Source organism: Amycolatopsis sp. NPDC023774, assembly GCF_040639695.1.
Classification (GTDB): Bacteria; Actinomycetota; Actinomycetes; order Mycobacteriales; family Pseudonocardiaceae; genus Amycolatopsis.
In genome coordinates, this window is sequence record NZ_JBFAAJ010000021.1 from 129,495 (window position 1) to 147,541 (window position 18,047).

Consider the following 18,047-nt stretch of genomic DNA (forward strand, 5'->3'; position numbering starts at 1 on the left):
GCCGGGTCGGTCCCGGCGCCTAGAATCGGCCGGGTGGCTCACCCCGACCAGGCCCAGCGCTCCCCCGCCCTCGAAACCCTGCAACGCGTGTTCGGTTACGACGCGTTCCGCGGTGATCAGGCGGACATCGTCGAAACCGTGATCTCCGGCGGAGACGCGCTGGTGCTGATGCCCACCGGCGGGGGGAAATCACTGTGCTACCAGATCCCCTCGCTCGTGCGGCCCGGCGTCGGCGTGGTGATCTCACCACTGATCGCGTTGATGCAGGACCAGGTCGACGCGCTGCGCAACCTCGGTGTGCGCGCGGGATTCCTCAACTCCACGCAGGATTTCGGCGAGCGCCAGCGCGTGGAGGAGGCGTTCGTCGCCGGTGAGCTCGACCTGCTCTACCTGGCGCCGGAACGGCTTTCCGTCGAGTCGACCGTCCGGCTGCTCGACCGCGGGAAGATCGCGCTCTTCGCGATCGACGAGGCGCACTGCGTGTCGCAATGGGGCCACGACTTCCGGCCCGACTACCTCATGCTGTCGTCGCTGCACGAGCGCTGGCCGGACGTGCCGCGCATCGCGCTCACCGCCACGGCGACCGAGGCCACGCACAAGGAGATCTCCGCGCGGCTCAACCTCGACGGCGCGCGCCACTTCGTCGCGAGCTTCGACCGGCCGAACATCCAGTACCGCATCGTCGGCAAGAACTCGCCGCAGAAGCAGCTGCTGGAACTGCTGCGCACCGAGCACAAGGGCGACGCGGGGATCGTCTACTGCCTCTCGCGCGCGTCGGTGGAGAAGACGGCGGAGTTCCTGGTGGAGAACGGAATCCGCGCGGTGCCGTACCACGCGGGACTCGACAAGCGCACCCGCGCGGAGAACCAGGCGCGGTTCCTGCGTGAGGACGGGCTCGTGGTGGTGGCCACCATCGCGTTCGGCATGGGCATCGACAAGCCGGACGTCCGGTTCGTCGCGCACCTCGACCTGCCGAAGTCCGTGGAGGGCTATTACCAGGAGACGGGCCGCGCGGGCCGCGACGGGCTGCCGTCCACGGCGTGGCTCGCCTACGGGCTGCAGGACGTGATGCAGCAGCGCAAGATGATCGAGAACGGCGAGGGCGACGAGGCCCACCGCCGCCGGCAGGCCGCGCACCTCAACGCGATGCTGGCGCTGTGCGAGACCGTCGAATGCCGCCGCACACAGATCCTCGCCTACTTCGGCCAGACCGGCGAACCTTGCGGCAACTGCGACACTTGCCTCGCCCCGCCCGAACGCTTCGACGGCACCATCCCGGCGCAGAAGCTGCTCTCCACCGTCGTGCGCCTGCGCAACGAACGCCGGCAGAAGTTCGGCGCCGGCCAGATCATCGACATCCTCCTGGGCAAGACGACCCCGAAGGTCACCCAGTTCCAGCACGACACATTGAAGGTCTTCGGCATCGGGACCGAACTGCGCGAGCAGGAGTGGCGCGCGGTCGTCCGGCAGCTGCTGGCGCAGAACCTCCTTGCCGTGGAAGGGGATTACGGCTCTCTGGTCCTGACCGACGGCAGCACCTCGGTGCTCAACGGCTCACGCACGGTGTCCCTGCGGCGCGAACCGGAGCGCCCGGCCCGCGCCGCGCGCACTTCCCGCCGCAGCACCGCCGCGGCCGTGGAAATGCCCGCGGAGGCCGCGCCGCTGTTCGAGCGCCTGCGCGCCTGGCGCGCCGCCACGGCCAAGGAACAGGGCGTCCCCGCCTACGTGATCTTCCACGACGCGACGCTGCGCCAGATCGCCGCCGAGCGGCCCGGCTCGCTCACCGACCTGGGCTCCGTCAGCGGCGTCGGTGAGGCGAAGCTGGCGAAGTACGGCGAGAGCGTGCTGGCCGCGTTGGCGGAGGAATAGGGGCAGCCCCGCAAGCGCGGCCTCGCGCCGCCGCCAGCTCAGGACGGCCACGACCGTGGTGGCGTCGGCGAACTCGCGGGCGGTGATCCACCGGTAGCGGCCGGACATCATCTGGCTGCGTACACCCGGTCGAGCCGTGCACCTCGTGACGGGCTTGGAAGTCGGCGATGACGGCGTCCAGCTCGGGGCGGTGCTTGGCGTAACCAGTTGGCCGTCTCCGCGCCGAACGCCTCACGCTGCATGCAGCGCACCTCGTCCTCGAGGAACCGGCCGCCGTTGAGGACGGCGAACCCGATCGCCCGTGGCCGCGGCCCGAGGCCGACGACGATGTCCGCCCGCTTCGCTCCCACTTCCGCGCGCACAGCAGGTGACGTCGGAGCCGACCGTGATCTCGGCAGGCAACTCGGCGCAGCCGCGAGCGCCCAGACCGTTGCCCGGCCTCTTCCGACAGGACATGACAAACCCGAACTCACCGCTCAACCGGGCAGGGACATCCGATTCCGTCTCGCGGCGGTAGGTCGCGCGGTCGAGGGAGGTCGGCACCATCCCCTCGGCGTACGCCAACAGCTCGTCGACGAGCAGCAAGTGCTCTTCCCCGCGGACCACGCCGCCCGTCCCGAAGCCGAAGCGACGCCCGGCCGCGGCGGCGGGCCGCAGGTGGTTCGAGAAATACCCCCGAACGTCAGCAGGCGATCCGGTCGTCGCGCAGCTCGACGAGCGGCGACGGGATGGTCACCGCAAGCCCGGCGGGGTTTCGATGACCGGCGTTCACCTGGTGCGCACACGGTCGTTTCGGCACCCGCCGGCTTGCCTCGCGTGTGTCAGTGGCCCGGCTTCGGCTTCGTCGCGTCGGAGACCTTCTGGGTCACGCCGTTGATCTTCGCGTGGTACTTGCCCTTGGTCTTCTGGTCGACGAATTGCGCGGCCTTGCCCACGGCCTGGTTGACCTTCTCCGGGTTCTTCTTCGCATACGACGTGACGGCACCGGCCGCGCCGGCCAGTACAGCGAGTCGTTTGAGCATTGCCATGGAGTCCTCCCGCGGGTTGCTCGTCACCCCCTCAACGCTGTGATGAGTACCCGGAGTTCCCCGATTCGAACATTCCGGACGTGGACCTGCGGAAATCCACGCGACCTGTGGCGGCTGACCAGGCATGATCGGCCCATGCGAGATCTGGCGGCGCTCCCGAAGGCGCACCTGCACGTTCACCTCGAGAGCACCATCCGGCCGGCGACGCTGCGCGAGCTGGCCGACGCCAACGGCGTGGCGCCGCCGGGTGAGGCACAAGCGTTCACCGGGTTCCGCGACTTCGCCGACTACAATTCCCTCATCCGCGCCTGCCTGCGCACGGCGGAGGACTTCGAGCGCGTCGCCCGGGAGTTCTGCGTGGACGAAGCCGGGCAGGGCACGCGGTACGCCGAGGTGACGTTCACGGCCGCGTCACACGGAGAACGGCTGGGGGACCTGGAGATGCCGCTCGTCTCCGTCCTCAAAGGACTGTCCGGAGGAGACCTCGAAACCCGGGTGCTGCTCGACCACTCGCGCCGCCGGTCCGTCGAACGCGCCGAGCGCACCCTGCGGCTCGCCCTGACCCACGACGAGGTCGTCGGCCTGGGCATGGCGGGCGAGGAACGCCACTCCCTCGTCCCGTTCGCCGACGTCTTCGCCAAGGCGCGCGAAGCCGGGCTCCACCTCGTGCACCACGCGGGCGAGGACGCGGGGCCCGCGAGCATCCGCGAAGCCCTCGACGTCGGCCACGCCGAGCGCCTGGGCCACGGCATCCGCGTCCTCGACGACCCCGACCTGGTGGCCGAGGTGCGCGACCGCGGGATCGCGCTCGAGGTGTGCCCGACCTCCAACGTCGTCCTCGGCCTGGTGCCGAGCCTGGCCGAGCACCCGCTCCCCCGGCTCGTCGGAGCGGGCCTCGCCGTCACGCTGAACACCGACGTCCCCTCGGTCACGCGCACCACCCTGACCGACGAGTTCGCCACCGCGCGCGCCACGTTCGGCTACGACGACACCACTCTGGCGGCCCTCGCCGAAACCGCCGTCACAGCGTCCTTCGCGCCGGAGGAGAGGAAAACCGCGCTGCGTGAGGAGATCGCCGCGTGGCTCACACCGGCAGCAGGCGCGTGACCAGCGTGCTCAGCTGCTGCACGTTGCGGCACTCGTGCATTTCCACGAGCTCCGCGTACGCCAGTGCCGCCGAGTCGCCGGTGGACCACAGGGCGCGACGCTCGGGGTTGAGCCAGTAGACGTGCCGCGCGCGGTCGCGGATGGCGCGGACGGCGTCGAGGTTGGGGTCGCCACCGTTGGTGCGTGCGTCGCCGAGGATGAGCACCGAGGTGCGCGGGCCGACGGCGTCGAGCCACTTGCCGGTGAACCCGCGCAAGGCGCCGCCGTAGTCGCTGTGCCCGTCCCAGCGCACCACGGCCGCCTCTTCGAGGATGCGCGCGCCGAGGTGCTCCGGGTCGGCGACGCCCGCGGTGACCAGGTGCGTGACCTCGTCGGTGCTGTCCACGAATGCGAACACGCGCACCTTGCTGAACTGGTCGCGCAGCGCCTGCACCAGCAGCATCGTGAAGTTCGCGAACCCCGCGACCGAACCCGACAGGTCACACAGCAGCACGATCTCGGGCCGGCCGGGCCGCCGGTGCCGGAACGCCGGACGCACCGGCACGCCACCCGTCGACAGCGACCGCCGCAGCGTGCGCCGCAGGTCGATCTGCCCGCGCGTGGTGCGCTTGCGGCGCGCCGCGAGCCGTGTCGCGAGCTTGCGCGACAACGGCTGCACGGCCCGGCGCAGTTCGGCCAGCTGCGCGCGGCTGGCGATCAGGAAGTCCACGCGGTCCGCGGCCGGCGCGATCGCGTGCTTGGCCACGCGATCGCGTCCCCGCACCTCGGCCGCGCGCCGGCGGGCCTCGGTGCGGACGTTCCCGCGGAAGTCCTCGACGCGGCGGCGGACCTCGTCGCGCGTGAGCCGGTCGGTGAACTCGCCGCCTCCGTCGGAACCGCCGTCGGCGGCGCGGATCGCGGCGAGCACGCGCACGATCAGCGTCTGCGGCTGCAGCCGGTCCAGCGTTTGGTGCGCGGAGAACCCACCGCCGGCGCCGGAACCCGCGCCATACCCGCCGAGCATCTCCACGGCGACCCCCGCCAGCTGCGCCAGCGCCTGCTGGTCACCCTCGGCGAGCGCGGCCGCCACGGCCTCCCGCAGCTGTTCAAGGTCCCTCGGCCGGTCCTCGCGCGCCAGCTCGGGCACACCCACGCCGGCCGGGAAGTACAGGTCGAACGCGGCGTCGAACACCGCGCGCTGCCCACCGCGGCGCACGAGCGCGGCGGCGAGCCCCTCGCGGACGAGCTCGCGGTCGTCGAAGCCGAGCACCTCGAGCGCGGCCGCCGCGTCGACAGTCTCGGCCGGGCCCGCCGGGATGCCCTGCGCCCGCAGCGCCTGCACGAACGCCGTGAGCCGCTCGGTGACGCCGGGCGCGCTCACGACGCGTCCAGCACCTGGTCGAGTTTGAGGCCCGCGCCGGCCTTGGTGATGTCGTCCTGGTGCTTGAGCACCACGCCGAGACTCTCGCGCACGATCCGCTCGCCCAGCGTGCCGGTGCCGAGCTCAAGCAGCGTGCGCGCCCAGTCGATGGTCTCGGCGACCGACGGCAGCTTGCGCAGGTCCATGGCTCGCAGCGCCGCGATCACGCGGACCACGGAGTCGGCCAGCGCGGCGTCTATGCCGGGCACGCGCAGCTTCACGATCCGCAGCTCGAGCTCCGGGTCGGGGAAGTCGATGTGCAGGAACAGGCAGCGCCGCCGCAGCGCCTCGGACAGCTCGCGCGTCGCATTGGACGTGAGCACCACGAACGGGTCACGGGTGGCGGTGATCGTGCCCAGTTCGGGCACGGTCACCTGGAAGTCGCCGAGCACCTCCAGCAGCAGGCCCTCCACTTCGACGTCGGCCTTGTCCGTCTCGTCGACCAGCAGCACGGTGGACTCGGTGCCGGAAATGGCCTGCAGCAGCGGGCGTCGCAGCAGGAACTCCTCACCGAAGATGTCGGTGCGCGCGTCCTCCCACGTCTCGTCGCGCCCGGCGGTGATGCGCAGCAACTGCTTGGCGTGGTTCCACTCGTAGAGCGCGCGCGCCTCGTCGATGCCCTCATAGCACTGCAGGCGCACGAGGCGCGAGCCGCTCACGGCGGCGACGGCCTTGGCCAGCTCCGTCTTGCCCACGCCCGCCGGGCCCTCGACGAGCAGGGGCTTGCCCAGCCGGTCGGCGAGAAACACGGTGGTCGCCACCGCCGTCGAGGCGAGGTACCCGACCTCGGCCAGCTGCGCCGACACGTCGTCGACGGACGAGAAGAACCCGGTGCCCACGTGACCTCCTAAGCGGATGCTCACCTCGCACTGTACTGGCCGTGATTCACTGCGTCTCCACGATCCGCGCGAGTGTGCGGTTGAGCTCGGCCACGGTCTCTTCGCCCAATTGCTCCACCAGCCGCCGCTCCGCGTCACGGATGGCGGCGAACGCGACCTCCAGCGCCTCGAGGCCCTGGTCAGTGAACAGGATCAGCTTCGCGCGCCGGTCCACCGGATCCGGCACGCGCCGCAGATAACCGAGCCGTTCGAGGTCGTCGACCAGCTCCCCCATCGCCTGTGGCGTCATCACGGCCTTCTCCGCGAGCCGGGTGAGCCGGATGCCGCCGGGCTCCAGGTGGATGAAGACAGTGGCGTGCGCGGCGCGGGTGCGCGGGTCGTACGCGCGGGTCGCCGCGTTGATGCCGGCCGCGAGCCGCAGGTACGCCTGGTACAGCGCGGCGGCGGTGTTGCGCTCGGGCAGCGGCGGCAGGGGCTTGGCGGGCACGGGTTCTCCTCCTACTCTTAAGGAAGCATGATATTCATGCTTCCTGATCATTGTGGGGAGGGGTCATGGACTCCGAAGAGCTCTGGCAGCTGGTCGACGTCGAACGCCGCACGCTGGCCGACCAGCTCGTTCACCTGCCCGCCGAGAGCTGGGATCACCCGTCGCTGTGCGCGGGGTGGCGGGTCCGCGACGTCGCGGCCCACCTCGCGCTCGCGGCGGCGTTCAGCTTCGGCACGGTGTTCACCGAACTGGTCCGCGCCCGCGGCGGAATGAACCGGATGATCCGCGACTCCGCGATCCGCCGGGCCGACGTGCCGCCGGAGCGGCTGGTCGCCGCGCTGCGCGCGAGCGTGGGGTCGCGGCAGCGCCCGGTCGGCACGAACTCCGCCGACCGGCTGCTCGACGTCGTGATCCACGGCCAGGACATCGCGCTCCCGCTCGGCCTCGAGCGGCCGGTTCCGGCGGCCTCGGCCGTCGGGGCGCTGGAGCGCGTGTGGGAGCGCGGTTACCCGTTCCACGCCCGGCGCCGGCTCGCCGGCCTACGGCTGGTCGCCGACGACACGGATTGGTCGGGCGGCGAGGGAGCGCTCGTCGAGGGACCGGTCACGGCCCTGCTGATGCTCGCCGCCGGGCGCACCGCGACCGTGGCCCGGCTGCACGGCGAGGGAGCCGAGCGGCTGCTCGCGAGCTAGCATCTGGTCACGTGACCTACGTTGCGGCGACCAGCCGATACGACTCGATCCCCTACCGGCGCTGCGGGCGCAGCGGACTCAAGCTGCCCGCCATCTCCCTGGGCCTGTGGCACAACTTCGGCCACGACCGGCCGCTCCAGGTCCAGCGCGACATCCTGCGCCGCGCCTTCGACCTGGGCATCACGCACTTCGACCTGGCCAACAACTACGGCCCACCCTACGGTTCGGCCGAGTCCAACTTCGGCCAGATCCTCGCCACGGACTTCAAGCCCTACCGCGACGAGCTGGTGATCTCGACCAAGGCCGGCTACGACATGTGGCCGGGCCCGTACGGCGACTGGGCCTCGCGCAAGTACCTGCTGGCCTCGCTCGACCAGTCGCTGGGCCGCATGGGCCTGGACTACGTCGACATCTTCTACTCCCACCGCTTCGACCCCGAGACGCCGCTGGAGGAGACCGTCGGGGCGCTCGACGCGGCCGTGCGGGCGGGCAAGGCGCTCTACGTCGGCATCTCCTCGTACAACTCCGAGCGCACCGCCGAGGCCGCGCGCCTGCTGCGCGAGCTGGGCACGCCGCTGCTGATCCACCAGCCCTCGTACTCCCTGTTCAACCGGTGGACCGAGGACGACCACCTGCTCGACACGCTCGAAAAGGCCGGGGCCGGTTGCATCGCGTTCTCACCGCTCGCGCAGGGCCTGCTGACCGACCGCTACCTCGGCGGCGTGCCGGCGGACTCCCGGGCGGCGCAGGGCAAGTCCCTCGACCCGGACACCATCACCGAGGACCGGCTCGCGAAGATCCGCGCCCTCGGCGAGATCGCCGCGCGCCGCGGCCAGTCGCTGGCGCAGCTCGCGCTGGCCTGGGCCCTGCGCGACCCGCGCATGACGTCGCTGGTGATCGGCGCGAGCAGCGTCAAGCAGCTCGAGGACAATGTCGCCGCACTGGACAACCTCGACTTCACCGCCGAGGAGCTGGCCGAGATCGACCGGTACGCGACGGAGTCGGACATCAACCTCTGGAAGCAGTCCAGCGACGCGTGACGCCCGCCCGCGGTGGCCGGCGGCGTTCACGTCACCGGCCACTGTGGACGGTCGGCTCCAGGGAGCTCAGCCCGCGCGCGTCGGCCGCGGTGCCGGCAGGTGCGAGGTCTCCGGGAACAGGTGCAGCGCGCGCAGCGCGGCGCCCAGCTCCGCGATGTCCGCCGGGTCCGTGAGCGAGCGGCCGAGCTCGTCGGTGATGCGGCGCAGGCGGTGGCGGATCGTGTTGGGGTGGCAGAACATCCGTTCCGACGTGAGCTTCGTGGAGCCCTGGCAGTCGAACCACGCGCGCAGCGTCAGCAGCAGCACGTTGCGGTCGTCGCCGGGTAGGTCGAGGATCGGGCGCAGCACGTGGTGCGCGAGCTGCACCGACGCCTCGGGCGCGCTGGCGACGAGGACCGCGAGCGGCGACTCCGTGAACTGCACCAGCCCTGTCGAGCCGGGCGCCATGCTGGACAGCGCGACGCGCGCGAAGTGCAGCGCCCGGGAAGTGTTGCCCAGCCCCGAGTACACCGGGCTCATGCCGACCCGGCCCACCGGGGCTTCGCGCAGCAGGTCGATGGTCACCTTGCACGCCGACGGGTCGCGCAGCGACACCACACCCACCTGCAGGTCCGGCGTGAGCCGCCACGCCGAGGCGTGCTGGGCTTCGCGCAGGCGCTGCTCGATCTTCGGCAGCGGTTCATGGCCCAGCCGGGGAGTTTCGGCCGCGACGACCACGAAGCTGCCGTCCACGGTCAACTCGAGCACGCGGGCGATGTCCCACAGCGTGCCCTCGGTCGCGGCGCCGCCGGCGAACAGTGCCTCAACCAGTGCGGAACGCCGGTTCTGGTGCGCCACCACGACGTCGGCGGCGGTGTCCCGATAGGACGAAGTCAGTGCCTCGGCGTAGTCGTCGACCAACGCCCACACGGCGGACGTCGCGGCCACGAGCCCGGCCAGGTCCTGGTTCTCCCCGCGCGCGGTCAGCAGCACGAACCGGTGCCACACCTCGGTGAGCCCGATCCGGTACGCGCGCAGGACTTCCGGCAGCGGCGCGCCCCGCAGCGCCCGCGCGCGGCCGGTGGCGCGCGCCTGCGACAGGTCCGGCACGCCCTCGCCGCGCAGCGTGCGCATCACGTAGTCGAGGTTGGCGCGTACGGACTTGCGCAGCTCGGCGTGCGTGACGAACCGCTCGTCGCGGTAGACGGGCATCTGCTCGCGGATCTGGTGCGTGGTCGCCTCGATCAGCTCGGGCAGGGCGGTTTCGACCTCGGCGGCCAGCACCGAGACCACGGGGGCGAGCCCGTCGCGCAGAACTGTCTGGTAATGCATCAACGCCCTCCAGGCCGGGGCGAAGGGCGCTCGCGCGCCCCTCGCCCGTGACCGTACGGGGACTCGTCGTTGAGCCCTCGGGAAGGTCATCTAACACGACACCCGCTCACTCGGCCGGGTGAACTTGTGACACTTGCCGCGAATGCGGAGGAACTGATGTAGAACTTCCGTATTCGCGGGTCACATCTTCGCAGCGGCCGCCTTGATCGCCTCGCGGATGCGGAAGTACGAACCGCAGCGGCACACGTTCTCGATCGCGTCGATGTCGGCGTCGGTGGGGTTCTTGGTCTTCTTCAGCAGCGCGACGGCGGCCATGATCTGGCCCGGCTGGCAGTAGCCGCACTGCGCGACGTCCTGCTCCAGCCACGCCTCCTGCACCGGGTGCAGGGTGTCGCCGTCCGCCAGGCCCTCGATCGTGGTGACCTCGCGGCCCTCGCACTCGGAGACCGGGACCACGCACGGGTTCACCGCCTCGCCGTCGAGGTGGCTGGTGCAGGCCTTGCAGACGTTGATGCCGCAGCCGTACTTGAGGCCGCGCACCTTCAGCTTGTCGCGCAGCGCCCACAGCAGCGGCAGATCGGCGGGCGCGTCGACGGTGACGGTCTTCCCGTTCACCACGAAGGTGTAGTTGGGCATGCGAGAACTCCTTGGTGTGGTGGGGAGATCAGCGGGGGAACGGGTCGAAGTCGACCGGGAAGTTGATCGGGAAGCTGCGCGGCTTGATCCCTGTGGCGCGCGCGTACGCGTTGGCGATCGCCCCCACCGGCGCGGGGAGGCCCAGCTCGCCCGCACCGCCGATTTCACTGCCGTTGGCCGGCATCACGAACACGTTCACGTCCGTCGGCGCGTTCTTCTGCCGCGCGTAGTGAAACTGCGAGTAGCTGCCTTCGAGCGGGAGCCCGTTGTCGATGTGCAGGCCCGCGGTGAGCGTGGTCGAGATGGCGTCGGTGAGGCCGCCGAGCATCTGTGACTGGATGCCGCGGGGGTTCACCGGCTTGCCGACGTCCACCGCGATCGTTGCCTTGGTCACGCGCGGGTTCTTCGGGTCGCGGGCGTCCATCTCCACCAGGCAGGCGGTGTAGGACTTGTACTCACCGTGCACCGCGATGCCCTGCGCGAAGCCCTTCGGCATCTTCTTGCCCCACTCGCCGAGCTCGGCGACCTTGTCCAGCACCGCCTTCTGGCGCGGCTCCTTGATGAACTCGCGGCGGAAGGCCAGCGGGTCCTTGCCGAGCTTGACGGCGATCTCGTCGACCATGATCTCCTCGGCGCCGCGGGTGTTCGCGGAGTACACCGAGCGCCACGCCGAGGTGTGGAACTTGAGCGGCACCTCGTTGAGCAGCTGCGTGGTCACGCCGAAGTTGTAGGGCGACTTCACCGTCAGCAGGAACACCGTCTGCGCGAAGCTCAGGTTTCCGCCCACGGGCAGCTTCGCGGCGAACGCGGTGAGGATCTCGCCGAGGCCGTGGCCCCAGTCGGTCTCGACGCTGGCCACGCGGTGCTCGAACGTGAGCACCTGACCGAGCGCGAACGTCGCGCGGATCTTGTGGTGGCTCGCGGCGCGGGCGCGGCCGTGGCGCATGTCGTCGATCCGGCTCCACATGAGCCGGACGGGCTTCTTCATGGCCTTGGAGATGTGCGCGGCTTCCAGCGCGGCGTCGAAGAACAGCCGGCGGCCGAACGAGCCGCCGCCCTGCTGGACGTGCACGGTGACCTTGTTCTCCGGCAGCCCCAACTCCTGCGCGATCGTCTGTTTCGCGACGATCGGCGACTTCAGGCCGGCCCAGATGGTGGCGCTGTCCTCGCGGACGTCGGCGACCGCGGAATTCGACTCCATCGGCGCGTGGCTGACGAAGGCGAAGTCGAACTCGCCGTCCACGTACTGCGTCAGCAGCGGCGGCACCACGAACGGCAGCGCCGCGGCCTGCAGCTTCTTCGTGATGGACGCGTTGTTCTCGCCGTCGACGGTGCCCGCGTTCCACGTGACGTCGAGGGCGTTCTTGCCGTCGAGCGCCTGGCCGAAGGTCTCGGCCATCACGGCGACGCCGGTCTGCACGACGGCGATGTCGATGATGCCGGGCATCGCGCGCACGGCGGCCTCGTTGTTGACCTTCTTGACCGTGCCGTTGATCGTCGGCGGACGCCGCACCATCACCGGCATCGCGCCGGGGATGTCGAGGTCGAGCGTGTAGACCTGCTTGCCGGTGACCATGGCGAGCGCGTCCTTGCGCGACGTCGGGGTGCCGACGAGCGTGTGGTCCGACTCGGCCTTCGGCTCAACGGCCGCGGTGGGCAGGTCCGCGCGGGCGGCCGGGCCGGCGAGCACGCCGTAGGAGGCCTTGCGCCCGTCCGGGGAGCGCACGAGGCCGTCGCGGGTGGACAGGCGCGCCGCCGGCACGTTCCACTGCGAACTCGCGGCGGACACCATTCGGGCCCGGGCCGTGGCGGCGGCTGTGCGGATCGGGTCGTACAGCGACCGCATGGTGTTGGAGCCGCCGGTGAGCTGGTTGAACAGCAGCTCCGGACGCGCGTCGGCCAGCACCACGTCGACCTTGTCGAGGGGCAGGTCCATCTCTTCGGCGACGAGCATCGCGCTGGCCGTGTTGATGCCCTGGCCCACCTCGGCGCGCGGCAGCTGCAGGCGGACACGGCCGTCGGTGGTCACCTCGAGCACGAGCATGCCCGACGTCGGCGCGCAGGAGAGCGTGAGCACGTCGCCGAGGTCGAGGATCTCCGCGGGCTGCGGCAGCGTGGGCACAACGGCCTCGGCCTTGTCCGGCACGAGAGTGTCGAACGACAGCTTCGTCGCGACGGTCAGCGTCGGCGCGGCGACGAGGTAGGTGAGGAAGCGGCGGCGGCCGACGCGGCCGTCGTCGTCCGGCGCGGCGTCGCCCTGTGGTCCGGGGCTGGTGGTGGGACTGGCCATCGGGAATCCCTTCGGGGCACTCGCGCCGGTGCGGACGGCGCGCCGGGCAAGCGCCGCCGCGACGGTGCAGCCCGGGTGGTGGGGGGTGACGCGGTGGTGGAACGGGACGTCTGGCGCGCCACGCTAAGGACGGGACAGAAAGGACGCAACGCGCAGTAGTCGTGTCGACCGATGTCTGTGACGCGGTAACAGCCGACCGCCTGCGAATGTGCGTCGTGACACAGCCACGCTGGTCGGATCGGCGGTTGACAGCGGTGCCGACGGGAGAGGGCGGGCTGCGCCGGATGGCCGGCCGGACGCTCGCCACGCTCCGGCTCCGCGCGCCCTGCGCCGGGATGGCGCCGCCAACCCGTATCGTCGTCTGGACGCTCTGCCGCTGGTCGCCGAACGGGTGAAAAGAAGGTCTCCTGCCGAGGCCGGTTACCTTGGCAGGAGTGACATCGGCACGAGTAGGAAGCGGGCGGCACGTGGTGGGCGCGGGGACTCCGCCGGTCGGCACGCCGGCCGGGATGCGCAGGATCAACCAGCGGGCGGTGCTCGACCTGCTGCGCCGCGGCGGGCCGGCCACGCGGCCGCAGGTCGCGAAGGACACCGGGCTGTCCAAGCCGACGGTGAGCCAGGCCCTGCTGGCGCTGGAGGCCGCGGGCCTCGCGCGGGCGACCGGGCACACGTCCACCGGCACCGGCCGTTCCGCAGTGCTTTACGAAGCCGACCCCACGGCGGGGTACGTGCTGGGCGTCGACATCGGGCGCGAGCACATCCGCGTCGCCGTGTCGGATCTGGGCCGCACGATGGTCGCGCGGCGCGACGCCCGCAACACGGCCCGCTCCGGCAGTGCGCTGGTCGCCGCCGTCGGCCGGCTGGCGCGGGAGATCGTGGCCGAGGCCGGGCTGACCGACGCCGACATCGTGGTGCGCGTGCTGGGCTCCCCCGGCGTCGCGGACCCGGCGAAGCGCTGCTTCCGGCACGCGCCGAACCTGCCGGGCTGGGGCAAACCCGGCCTGCTCGACGAACTGGAGGCCGCGTTGGGCGCCGGCCTGGTCGTGGAGAACGACGCCAACCTCACCGCCGTCGGCGAGTGGGAAAGCGGCGCCGCCCGCGGCGCGTCGGTGGTCGGCTGCCTCATGATCGGCACCGGCGTCGGCATGGGCCTCATGGTCGACGGCCGCGTCTTCCGCGGTGCGACGGGCGCCGCCGGCGAGATCGGCTACCTCCCCTACGGCCGCACACAGTCCGGCGGCGAAGTCCCGGCCCGCGGCCACCTCGAAGAGGCCACCGCCGCCCAGTCCGTGGTCCGCGGCGCGCGCGAACTCGGCCTGGGCACGGCGAAATCGGCCCGCGAGGTCTTCCGCCTGGCGCGCGAAGGCGACGAACTGGCCCAGCGCGCCGTGCGGACGGAAGCCGACCGCCTCGCCTACACGGTCGCCTCCGTGGCCGCCGTGGTGGACCCCGAGCTCATCGTCCTGGGCGGCGGCATCGGCACCGCCGCCGACCTCCTGCTCGATCCCATCTACCGCGCCCTGCGCTCCTTCACGCCCCTCGTGCCCACCGTCGTCCAAGGCGAACTGGGCGACGACGGCGTGCTGACGGGAGCGATGAGCGTGGGGTTGCGGGCCGCGGAGGGGTTGGTGTTCGAACGTCGGGTCGGGGCGGCCTGAGCGTTGCGTCCGAAACACCCGATACCGGCAGCCACGGTGGTCCCCGCGCTCGCCGGGTGGAATCATCGGCCCCTGTGAGCATCGAGCCCGACCGGCGTCTGATCGACCCGGAGCGCGTGGCCGCCGCTGTCGCCGGACTCGGGGACAGGGCGGTCATCGACGAGTGGGCGGGGCGGTTCGCCGTGGTGGCCGATCCGTCGCGGCTGGCGTTGCTCGTGTCGATCCACTACGCGCGCGAGATCAGCGTCACCGACCTCGCGGCGGCCACGGGCATGACGGACACCGCCGTTTCGCAGGCGCTGCGACTGTTGCGAGCCCACGGATTCGTGACCGCGCACCGGGACGGGCGTGTGGTGCGGTACCGGCTGGCGGACGCGACGGTGCACGAGCTGATCCACCGCGTGCGCCCCCACGACACGGGTGCCGCCGAAGCAGATCCGGACCGGTAGGTTTGCACTCATGATCGGACTGCCGGACACCATCACCGCCTGTCTGTTCGACCTCGACGGCGTGCTGACCGGAACGGCCGTGCTCCACCGTGAAGCGTGGAAACGGACGTTCGACGAGTTTCTGCGCGCCCGGGACGGCGACACGTTCCGCGAGTTCACCGACCACGACTACGCGGCGTTCGTCGACGGCCGCCCGCGCGCCGACGGCGTGCGCGAGTTCCTGCGCTCCCGCGACATCCAGCTGCCCGAAGGCACGCCCGACGACAGCGTGAACGAGCCGACCGTGAACGGCGTCGGCAACCGCAAGAACGAGCTCGTCCTCAAGATCATCGAAGAACGCGGCGTGAACCCCTACCCCGGCTCGGTGCGCTATCTCGAAGCGGCCAAGGCCGCCGGCCTGCGCATCGCCGTGGTGACATCGTCGGCCAACGGCGCGAAGGTGCTCGACGCCGCGGACCTGACGAAGTTCGTCGAGGCCCGGATCGACGGCCTGGTCATCCGGCGCGACAACCTCAAGGGCAAGCCCGCCCCCGATTCCTTCCTCGCCGGCGCGAAGGCGCTCGGCGTCGAGCCCGCGCACGCGGCCGTGTTCGAGGACGCGCTCTCGGGCGTGCAGGCCGGGCACGCCGGCCAGTTCGGTTGCGTGGTGGGTGTGAACCGCGCCGACCAGGCCGACGAACTGCGCTCCCACGGCGCCGACGTCGTGGTCGACGACCTCGCCGAACTTCTGGAGAAGGCATGACCGAAACGCAGTTCGGCTACGAGTGCTCGCCGTGGGCGCTGCGCTGGCGCGGCCTCGACGTCGACGCGCTGCAACGCACGGAGTCGGCGTTCGCGTTGTCCAACGGCCACCTCGGCCTGCGCGGCACGTTGGAGGAGGCCGAGCCGCGCGGGCTGCCTGGCACCTACCTCAACGGCTTTTACGAGCAACACGAATTGCCCTACGCCGAAGGCGGCTACGGCTACCCCGAGGAGGGGCAGACCGTGGTCAACGTGACCGACGGCAAGGTCCTCCGGCTACTCGTGGAGGACGAGCCGCTCGACATGCGCTATGGCACGGCGAACGAGCACGACCGCGTGCTCGACTTCCGCAGCGGCACCCTGCGCCGGTCCACGGAGTGGTCCTCCCCCACCGGGCGGCGCGTGCGCGTGAAGACCGAGCGGCTCGTGTCGTTCACACAGCGGGCGATCGCGGCGATCCGCTACGAGGTGGAACCGCTCGACGAGGACCTGCAGCTCGTGGTGCAGTCGGACCTGCTGGCCAACGAGCCGATCGAGACCGACACCCGCGATCCGCGCGTCGCCGCGGCGCTCGACACGCCGCTGGTCTCCCAGTTCAACCGCGCCGCGAACTACCAGGGCGTGCTCGTGCACCAGACGCGCAACTCCGGCCTGCGCATGGCCGCGGCGATGGACCACAAGATCGAGGTCGACAACGGCATCCGCACCCGCATCCACAGCGAGGACGACCTCGCGCGGCTCACGGTCGCCGTCGACGTGCCACGGGGCGGCCGGCTGCGGATCACGAAGTTCCTCGCCTATGGCTGGTCCGCGCAGCGGTCCGTGCCCGCCCTGCGCGCGCAGGTCGAGGCGGCGCTGGCCGGGGCCCGGCAGACGGGCTGGAAGGGGCTGGTCACCGAGCAACGCCAGTACCTCGACGACTATTGGGCCACTGCGGACATCGAGATCAAAGGCGATCCCGAGTTGCAACAGGCCGTGCGGTTCGCGCTCTTCCACCTGCTGCAGGCCGGCGCCCGCGGCGAGCAGCGCGCGATCGCCGGCAAGGGCCTCACCGGCCCCGGCTACGACGGGCACGCGTTCTGGGACACCGAGACGTTCGTGCTGCCCGTGCTCACCTACACCATCCCCGACGCGGCGCGCGACGCCCTCAGCTGGCGGCACTCCACAATGGACAAGGCCAGGGAACGCGCGAAGCAGCTGGGCCTGCGCGGCGCGGCTTTCCCGTGGCGGTCCATCACCGGCGCCGAGTGCTCGGCCTACTGGCCCGCGGGCACGGCGGCGTTCCACGTCAGCGCGGACATCGCCGACGCCGTGCTGCGTTACGTCAACGCGACCGACGACAAGGCGTTCGAAAGCGGGTGCGGCGCCGACCTTCTGGTGGAAACCGCGCGGCTGTGGGCTTCGCTCGGTCACTTCGACCGCCACGGGCACTTTCGCATCGATGGCGTGACCGGGCCGGACGAGTACTCGGCGGTGGCGGACAACAACGTCTACACGAACCTGATGGCGCGGCGGAACCTGCTCGCGGCCGCGCAGGTGTGCGAAAAGTACCCCGAAGTCGTGCAGAGGTGCGAAGTGGACGTCGCAGAACTCGACAGCTGGCGCGCCGCGGCCGACGCGATGTTCCTGCCGTACAACCAGGAACTCGGTGTGCACCCGCAGTCGGAGGGCTTCCTCGAGCACGACGAGTGGGACTACAAGGGGACCGACCCGGCGTTCTATCCGCTGTTGCTGAACTACCCGTACTTCGACCTGTACCGCAAGCAGGTCGTGAAGCAGGCCGACCTCGTGCTGGCGCTGCACCTGTGCGGCGACTCGTTCAGCCCCGAGGAGAAGGCCCGCGACTTCGCCTACTACGAGGCCCGCACGGTGCGCGACTCGTCGCTCTCGGCCGGCACGCAGGCCGTGATCGCGGCCGAAGTGGGCCATCTGGACCTCGCGTACGACTACCTGGCCGAGGCCGCGCTGACCGACCTGCACGACGTGCACAACAACGTCCGCAACGGCCTGCACATGGCGTCGCTCGCCGGTGCCTGGCAGGGCGCCGTCGCGGGCTTCGGCGGCCTGCGCGACCACGGCGGGCAGCTCTCGTTCGCCCCGCGGTTGCCCCGCCAGCTCGGCGGCATCTGCTTCCGCCTCGCCTTCCGCGGCACGCGTTTCCAGGTCGACATCCGCCCAGGGCAGGCCACCTACCACGTCCTCGATGGCGAGCCCCTGGACCTCGTGCACCACGGCGAGCGCTTCACGGTCACCACGGAACCCGTGACGCTGCCCATCGTGGACGTCGACCCGGGCGACCCGCCGGTCCAGCCCTACGGCCGCGCACCCCAACGCCGCGACGCGTCGAAGCTGCGCCAGTTCGCGTCCCCGGAGGCCTGAGCCAACGGTCCTCCCGCTCCGGCAAGCCCGCCCCCCGGGCCACCCGCGCACAGATCGGGGGCACGCAACACAAACAAAACCCCACCAAGCGCTAGACCCACACCAACCCCCCGGACGCTCAC

Annotated in this window: 15 protein-coding genes; 8 read left to right on the top strand and 7 right to left on the bottom strand. The window is 71.2% G+C overall.

Annotated features, from left to right (window positions below; translation table 11 throughout):
* The first annotated feature begins 33 nt into the window (after positions 1–33).
* Positions 34–1,869: a DNA helicase RecQ gene (gene recQ, locus AB0F91_RS33020; RefSeq protein ID WP_360603906.1), complete on the top strand. Its 1,836-nt coding sequence runs from the start codon at positions 34–36 to the stop codon at positions 1,867–1,869.
* 821 nt (positions 1,870–2,690) lie between these two features.
* On the opposite strand, the gene AB0F91_RS33025 is transcribed toward recQ, so the two are convergent.
* Positions 2,691–2,897 (bottom strand): antitoxin, encoded by a 207-nt coding sequence (locus AB0F91_RS33025; protein ID WP_360603939.1) that lies wholly within the window; start codon positions 2,895–2,897, stop codon positions 2,691–2,693.
* Positions 2,898–3,032: 135 nt separating this feature from the next.
* Between AB0F91_RS33025 and add the strand changes: the two genes are divergently transcribed.
* Entirely contained in the window at positions 3,033–4,004 is a 972-nt protein-coding gene (gene add / locus AB0F91_RS33030) for an adenosine deaminase (protein WP_360603908.1), read from the top strand.
* Here add and AB0F91_RS33035 read toward each other — a convergent pair.
* The 3 genes from AB0F91_RS33035 to AB0F91_RS33045 are packed head-to-tail and all read right to left on the bottom strand — an operon-like array spanning position 3,982 to position 6,729.
* Positions 3,982–5,364: a VWA domain-containing protein gene (locus AB0F91_RS33035; RefSeq protein WP_360603910.1), complete on the bottom strand. Its 1,383-nt coding sequence runs from the start codon at positions 5,362–5,364 to the stop codon at positions 3,982–3,984. The genes add and AB0F91_RS33035 overlap by 23 nt on opposite strands.
* Positions 5,361–6,242, bottom strand: coding sequence for a MoxR family ATPase (locus tag AB0F91_RS33040; protein WP_360603912.1), 882 nt, complete (start codon positions 6,240–6,242; stop codon positions 5,361–5,363). Before AB0F91_RS33040 ends, AB0F91_RS33035 begins: the two co-directional genes overlap by 4 nt.
* A gap of 46 nt (positions 6,243–6,288) precedes the next feature.
* Positions 6,289–6,729 carry a MarR family winged helix-turn-helix transcriptional regulator gene (locus AB0F91_RS33045; protein ID WP_360603914.1) on the bottom strand — a complete coding sequence of 147 codons (441 nt, stop codon included), beginning with the start codon at positions 6,727–6,729 and terminating at the stop codon, positions 6,289–6,291.
* A 65-nt stretch (positions 6,730–6,794) separates the two neighbouring features.
* On the opposite strand from AB0F91_RS33045, the gene AB0F91_RS33050 reads away from it, so the two are divergent.
* Positions 6,795–7,421 carry a maleylpyruvate isomerase family mycothiol-dependent enzyme gene (locus AB0F91_RS33050; RefSeq protein ID WP_360603916.1) on the top strand — a complete coding sequence of 209 codons (627 nt, stop codon included), beginning with the start codon at positions 6,795–6,797 and terminating at the stop codon, positions 7,419–7,421.
* 11 nt (positions 7,422–7,432) lie between these two features.
* Positions 7,433–8,461, top strand: a complete 1,029-nt coding sequence (gene mgrA, locus AB0F91_RS33055) for an L-glyceraldehyde 3-phosphate reductase (protein WP_360603918.1) — start codon at positions 7,433–7,435, stop codon at positions 8,459–8,461.
* Positions 8,462–8,527: 66 nt separating this feature from the next.
* Here mgrA and AB0F91_RS33060 read toward each other — a convergent pair whose 3' ends face one another.
* The 3 genes from AB0F91_RS33060 to AB0F91_RS33070 all read right to left on the bottom strand — a co-directional run bounded on the left by AB0F91_RS33060 (position 8,528) and on the right by AB0F91_RS33070 (position 12,698).
* Positions 8,528–9,772 (bottom strand): helix-turn-helix domain-containing protein, encoded by a 1,245-nt coding sequence (locus AB0F91_RS33060; RefSeq protein ID WP_360603920.1) that lies wholly within the window; start codon positions 9,770–9,772, stop codon positions 8,528–8,530.
* A 180-nt stretch (positions 9,773–9,952) separates the two neighbouring features.
* The gene (locus tag AB0F91_RS33065) at positions 9,953–10,408 is read right to left on the bottom strand and encodes a (2Fe-2S)-binding protein (protein WP_360603922.1); all 456 of its coding nucleotides are present in this window, start codon (positions 10,406–10,408) and stop codon (positions 9,953–9,955) included.
* 28 nt (positions 10,409–10,436) lie between these two features.
* Positions 10,437–12,698 carry a molybdopterin cofactor-binding domain-containing protein gene (locus tag AB0F91_RS33070; RefSeq protein ID WP_360603924.1) on the bottom strand — a complete coding sequence of 754 codons (2,262 nt, stop codon included), beginning with the start codon at positions 12,696–12,698 and terminating at the stop codon, positions 10,437–10,439.
* Positions 12,699–13,207: 509 nt separating this feature from the next.
* On the opposite strand from AB0F91_RS33070, the gene AB0F91_RS33075 reads away from it, so the two are divergent.
* The 4 genes from AB0F91_RS33075 to AB0F91_RS33090 all read left to right on the top strand — a co-directional run bounded on the left by AB0F91_RS33075 (position 13,208) and on the right by AB0F91_RS33090 (position 17,925).
* Positions 13,208–14,356, top strand: coding sequence for an ROK family protein (locus AB0F91_RS33075; RefSeq protein ID WP_360603926.1), 1,149 nt, complete (start codon positions 13,208–13,210; stop codon positions 14,354–14,356).
* Positions 14,357–14,436: 80 nt separating this feature from the next.
* Positions 14,437–14,805 carry a metalloregulator ArsR/SmtB family transcription factor gene (locus tag AB0F91_RS33080; RefSeq protein WP_360603941.1) on the top strand — a complete coding sequence of 123 codons (369 nt, stop codon included), beginning with the start codon at positions 14,437–14,439 and terminating at the stop codon, positions 14,803–14,805.
* 10 nt (positions 14,806–14,815) lie between these two features.
* The gene (locus tag AB0F91_RS33085) at positions 14,816–15,547 is read left to right on the top strand and encodes a beta-phosphoglucomutase family hydrolase (protein WP_360603928.1); all 732 of its coding nucleotides are present in this window, start codon (positions 14,816–14,818) and stop codon (positions 15,545–15,547) included.
* Positions 15,544–17,925 (top strand): glycosyl hydrolase family 65 protein, encoded by a 2,382-nt coding sequence (locus AB0F91_RS33090; protein ID WP_360603929.1) that lies wholly within the window; start codon positions 15,544–15,546, stop codon positions 17,923–17,925. Before AB0F91_RS33085 ends, AB0F91_RS33090 begins: the two co-directional genes overlap by 4 nt.
* Positions 17,926–18,047 lie beyond the last annotated feature (122 nt).

Excerpts from the sequence above, each read along its gene's own strand:
- AB0F91_RS33025 (WP_360603939.1), bottom strand. The coding sequence starts at position 2,897 with ATGGCAATGCTCAAACGACTCGCTGTACTGGCCGGCGCGGCCGGTGCC.
- add (WP_360603908.1), top strand. The coding sequence starts at position 3,033 with ATGCGAGATCTGGCGGCGCTCCCGAAGGCGCACCTGCACGTTCACCTC.
- AB0F91_RS33050 (WP_360603916.1), top strand. The coding sequence starts at position 6,795 with ATGGACTCCGAAGAGCTCTGGCAGCTGGTCGACGTCGAACGCCGCACG.
- AB0F91_RS33060 (WP_360603920.1), bottom strand. The coding sequence starts at position 9,772 with ATGCATTACCAGACAGTTCTGCGCGACGGGCTCGCCCCCGTGGTCTCG.
- AB0F91_RS33065 (WP_360603922.1), bottom strand. The coding sequence starts at position 10,408 with ATGCCCAACTACACCTTCGTGGTGAACGGGAAGACCGTCACCGTCGAC.
- AB0F91_RS33070 (WP_360603924.1), bottom strand. The coding sequence starts at position 12,698 with ATGGCCAGTCCCACCACCAGCCCCGGACCACAGGGCGACGCCGCGCCG.
- AB0F91_RS33075 (WP_360603926.1), top strand. The coding sequence starts at position 13,208 with ATGCGCAGGATCAACCAGCGGGCGGTGCTCGACCTGCTGCGCCGCGGC.
- AB0F91_RS33085 (WP_360603928.1), top strand. The coding sequence starts at position 14,816 with ATGATCGGACTGCCGGACACCATCACCGCCTGTCTGTTCGACCTCGAC.
- AB0F91_RS33090 (WP_360603929.1), top strand. The coding sequence starts at position 15,544 with ATGACCGAAACGCAGTTCGGCTACGAGTGCTCGCCGTGGGCGCTGCGC.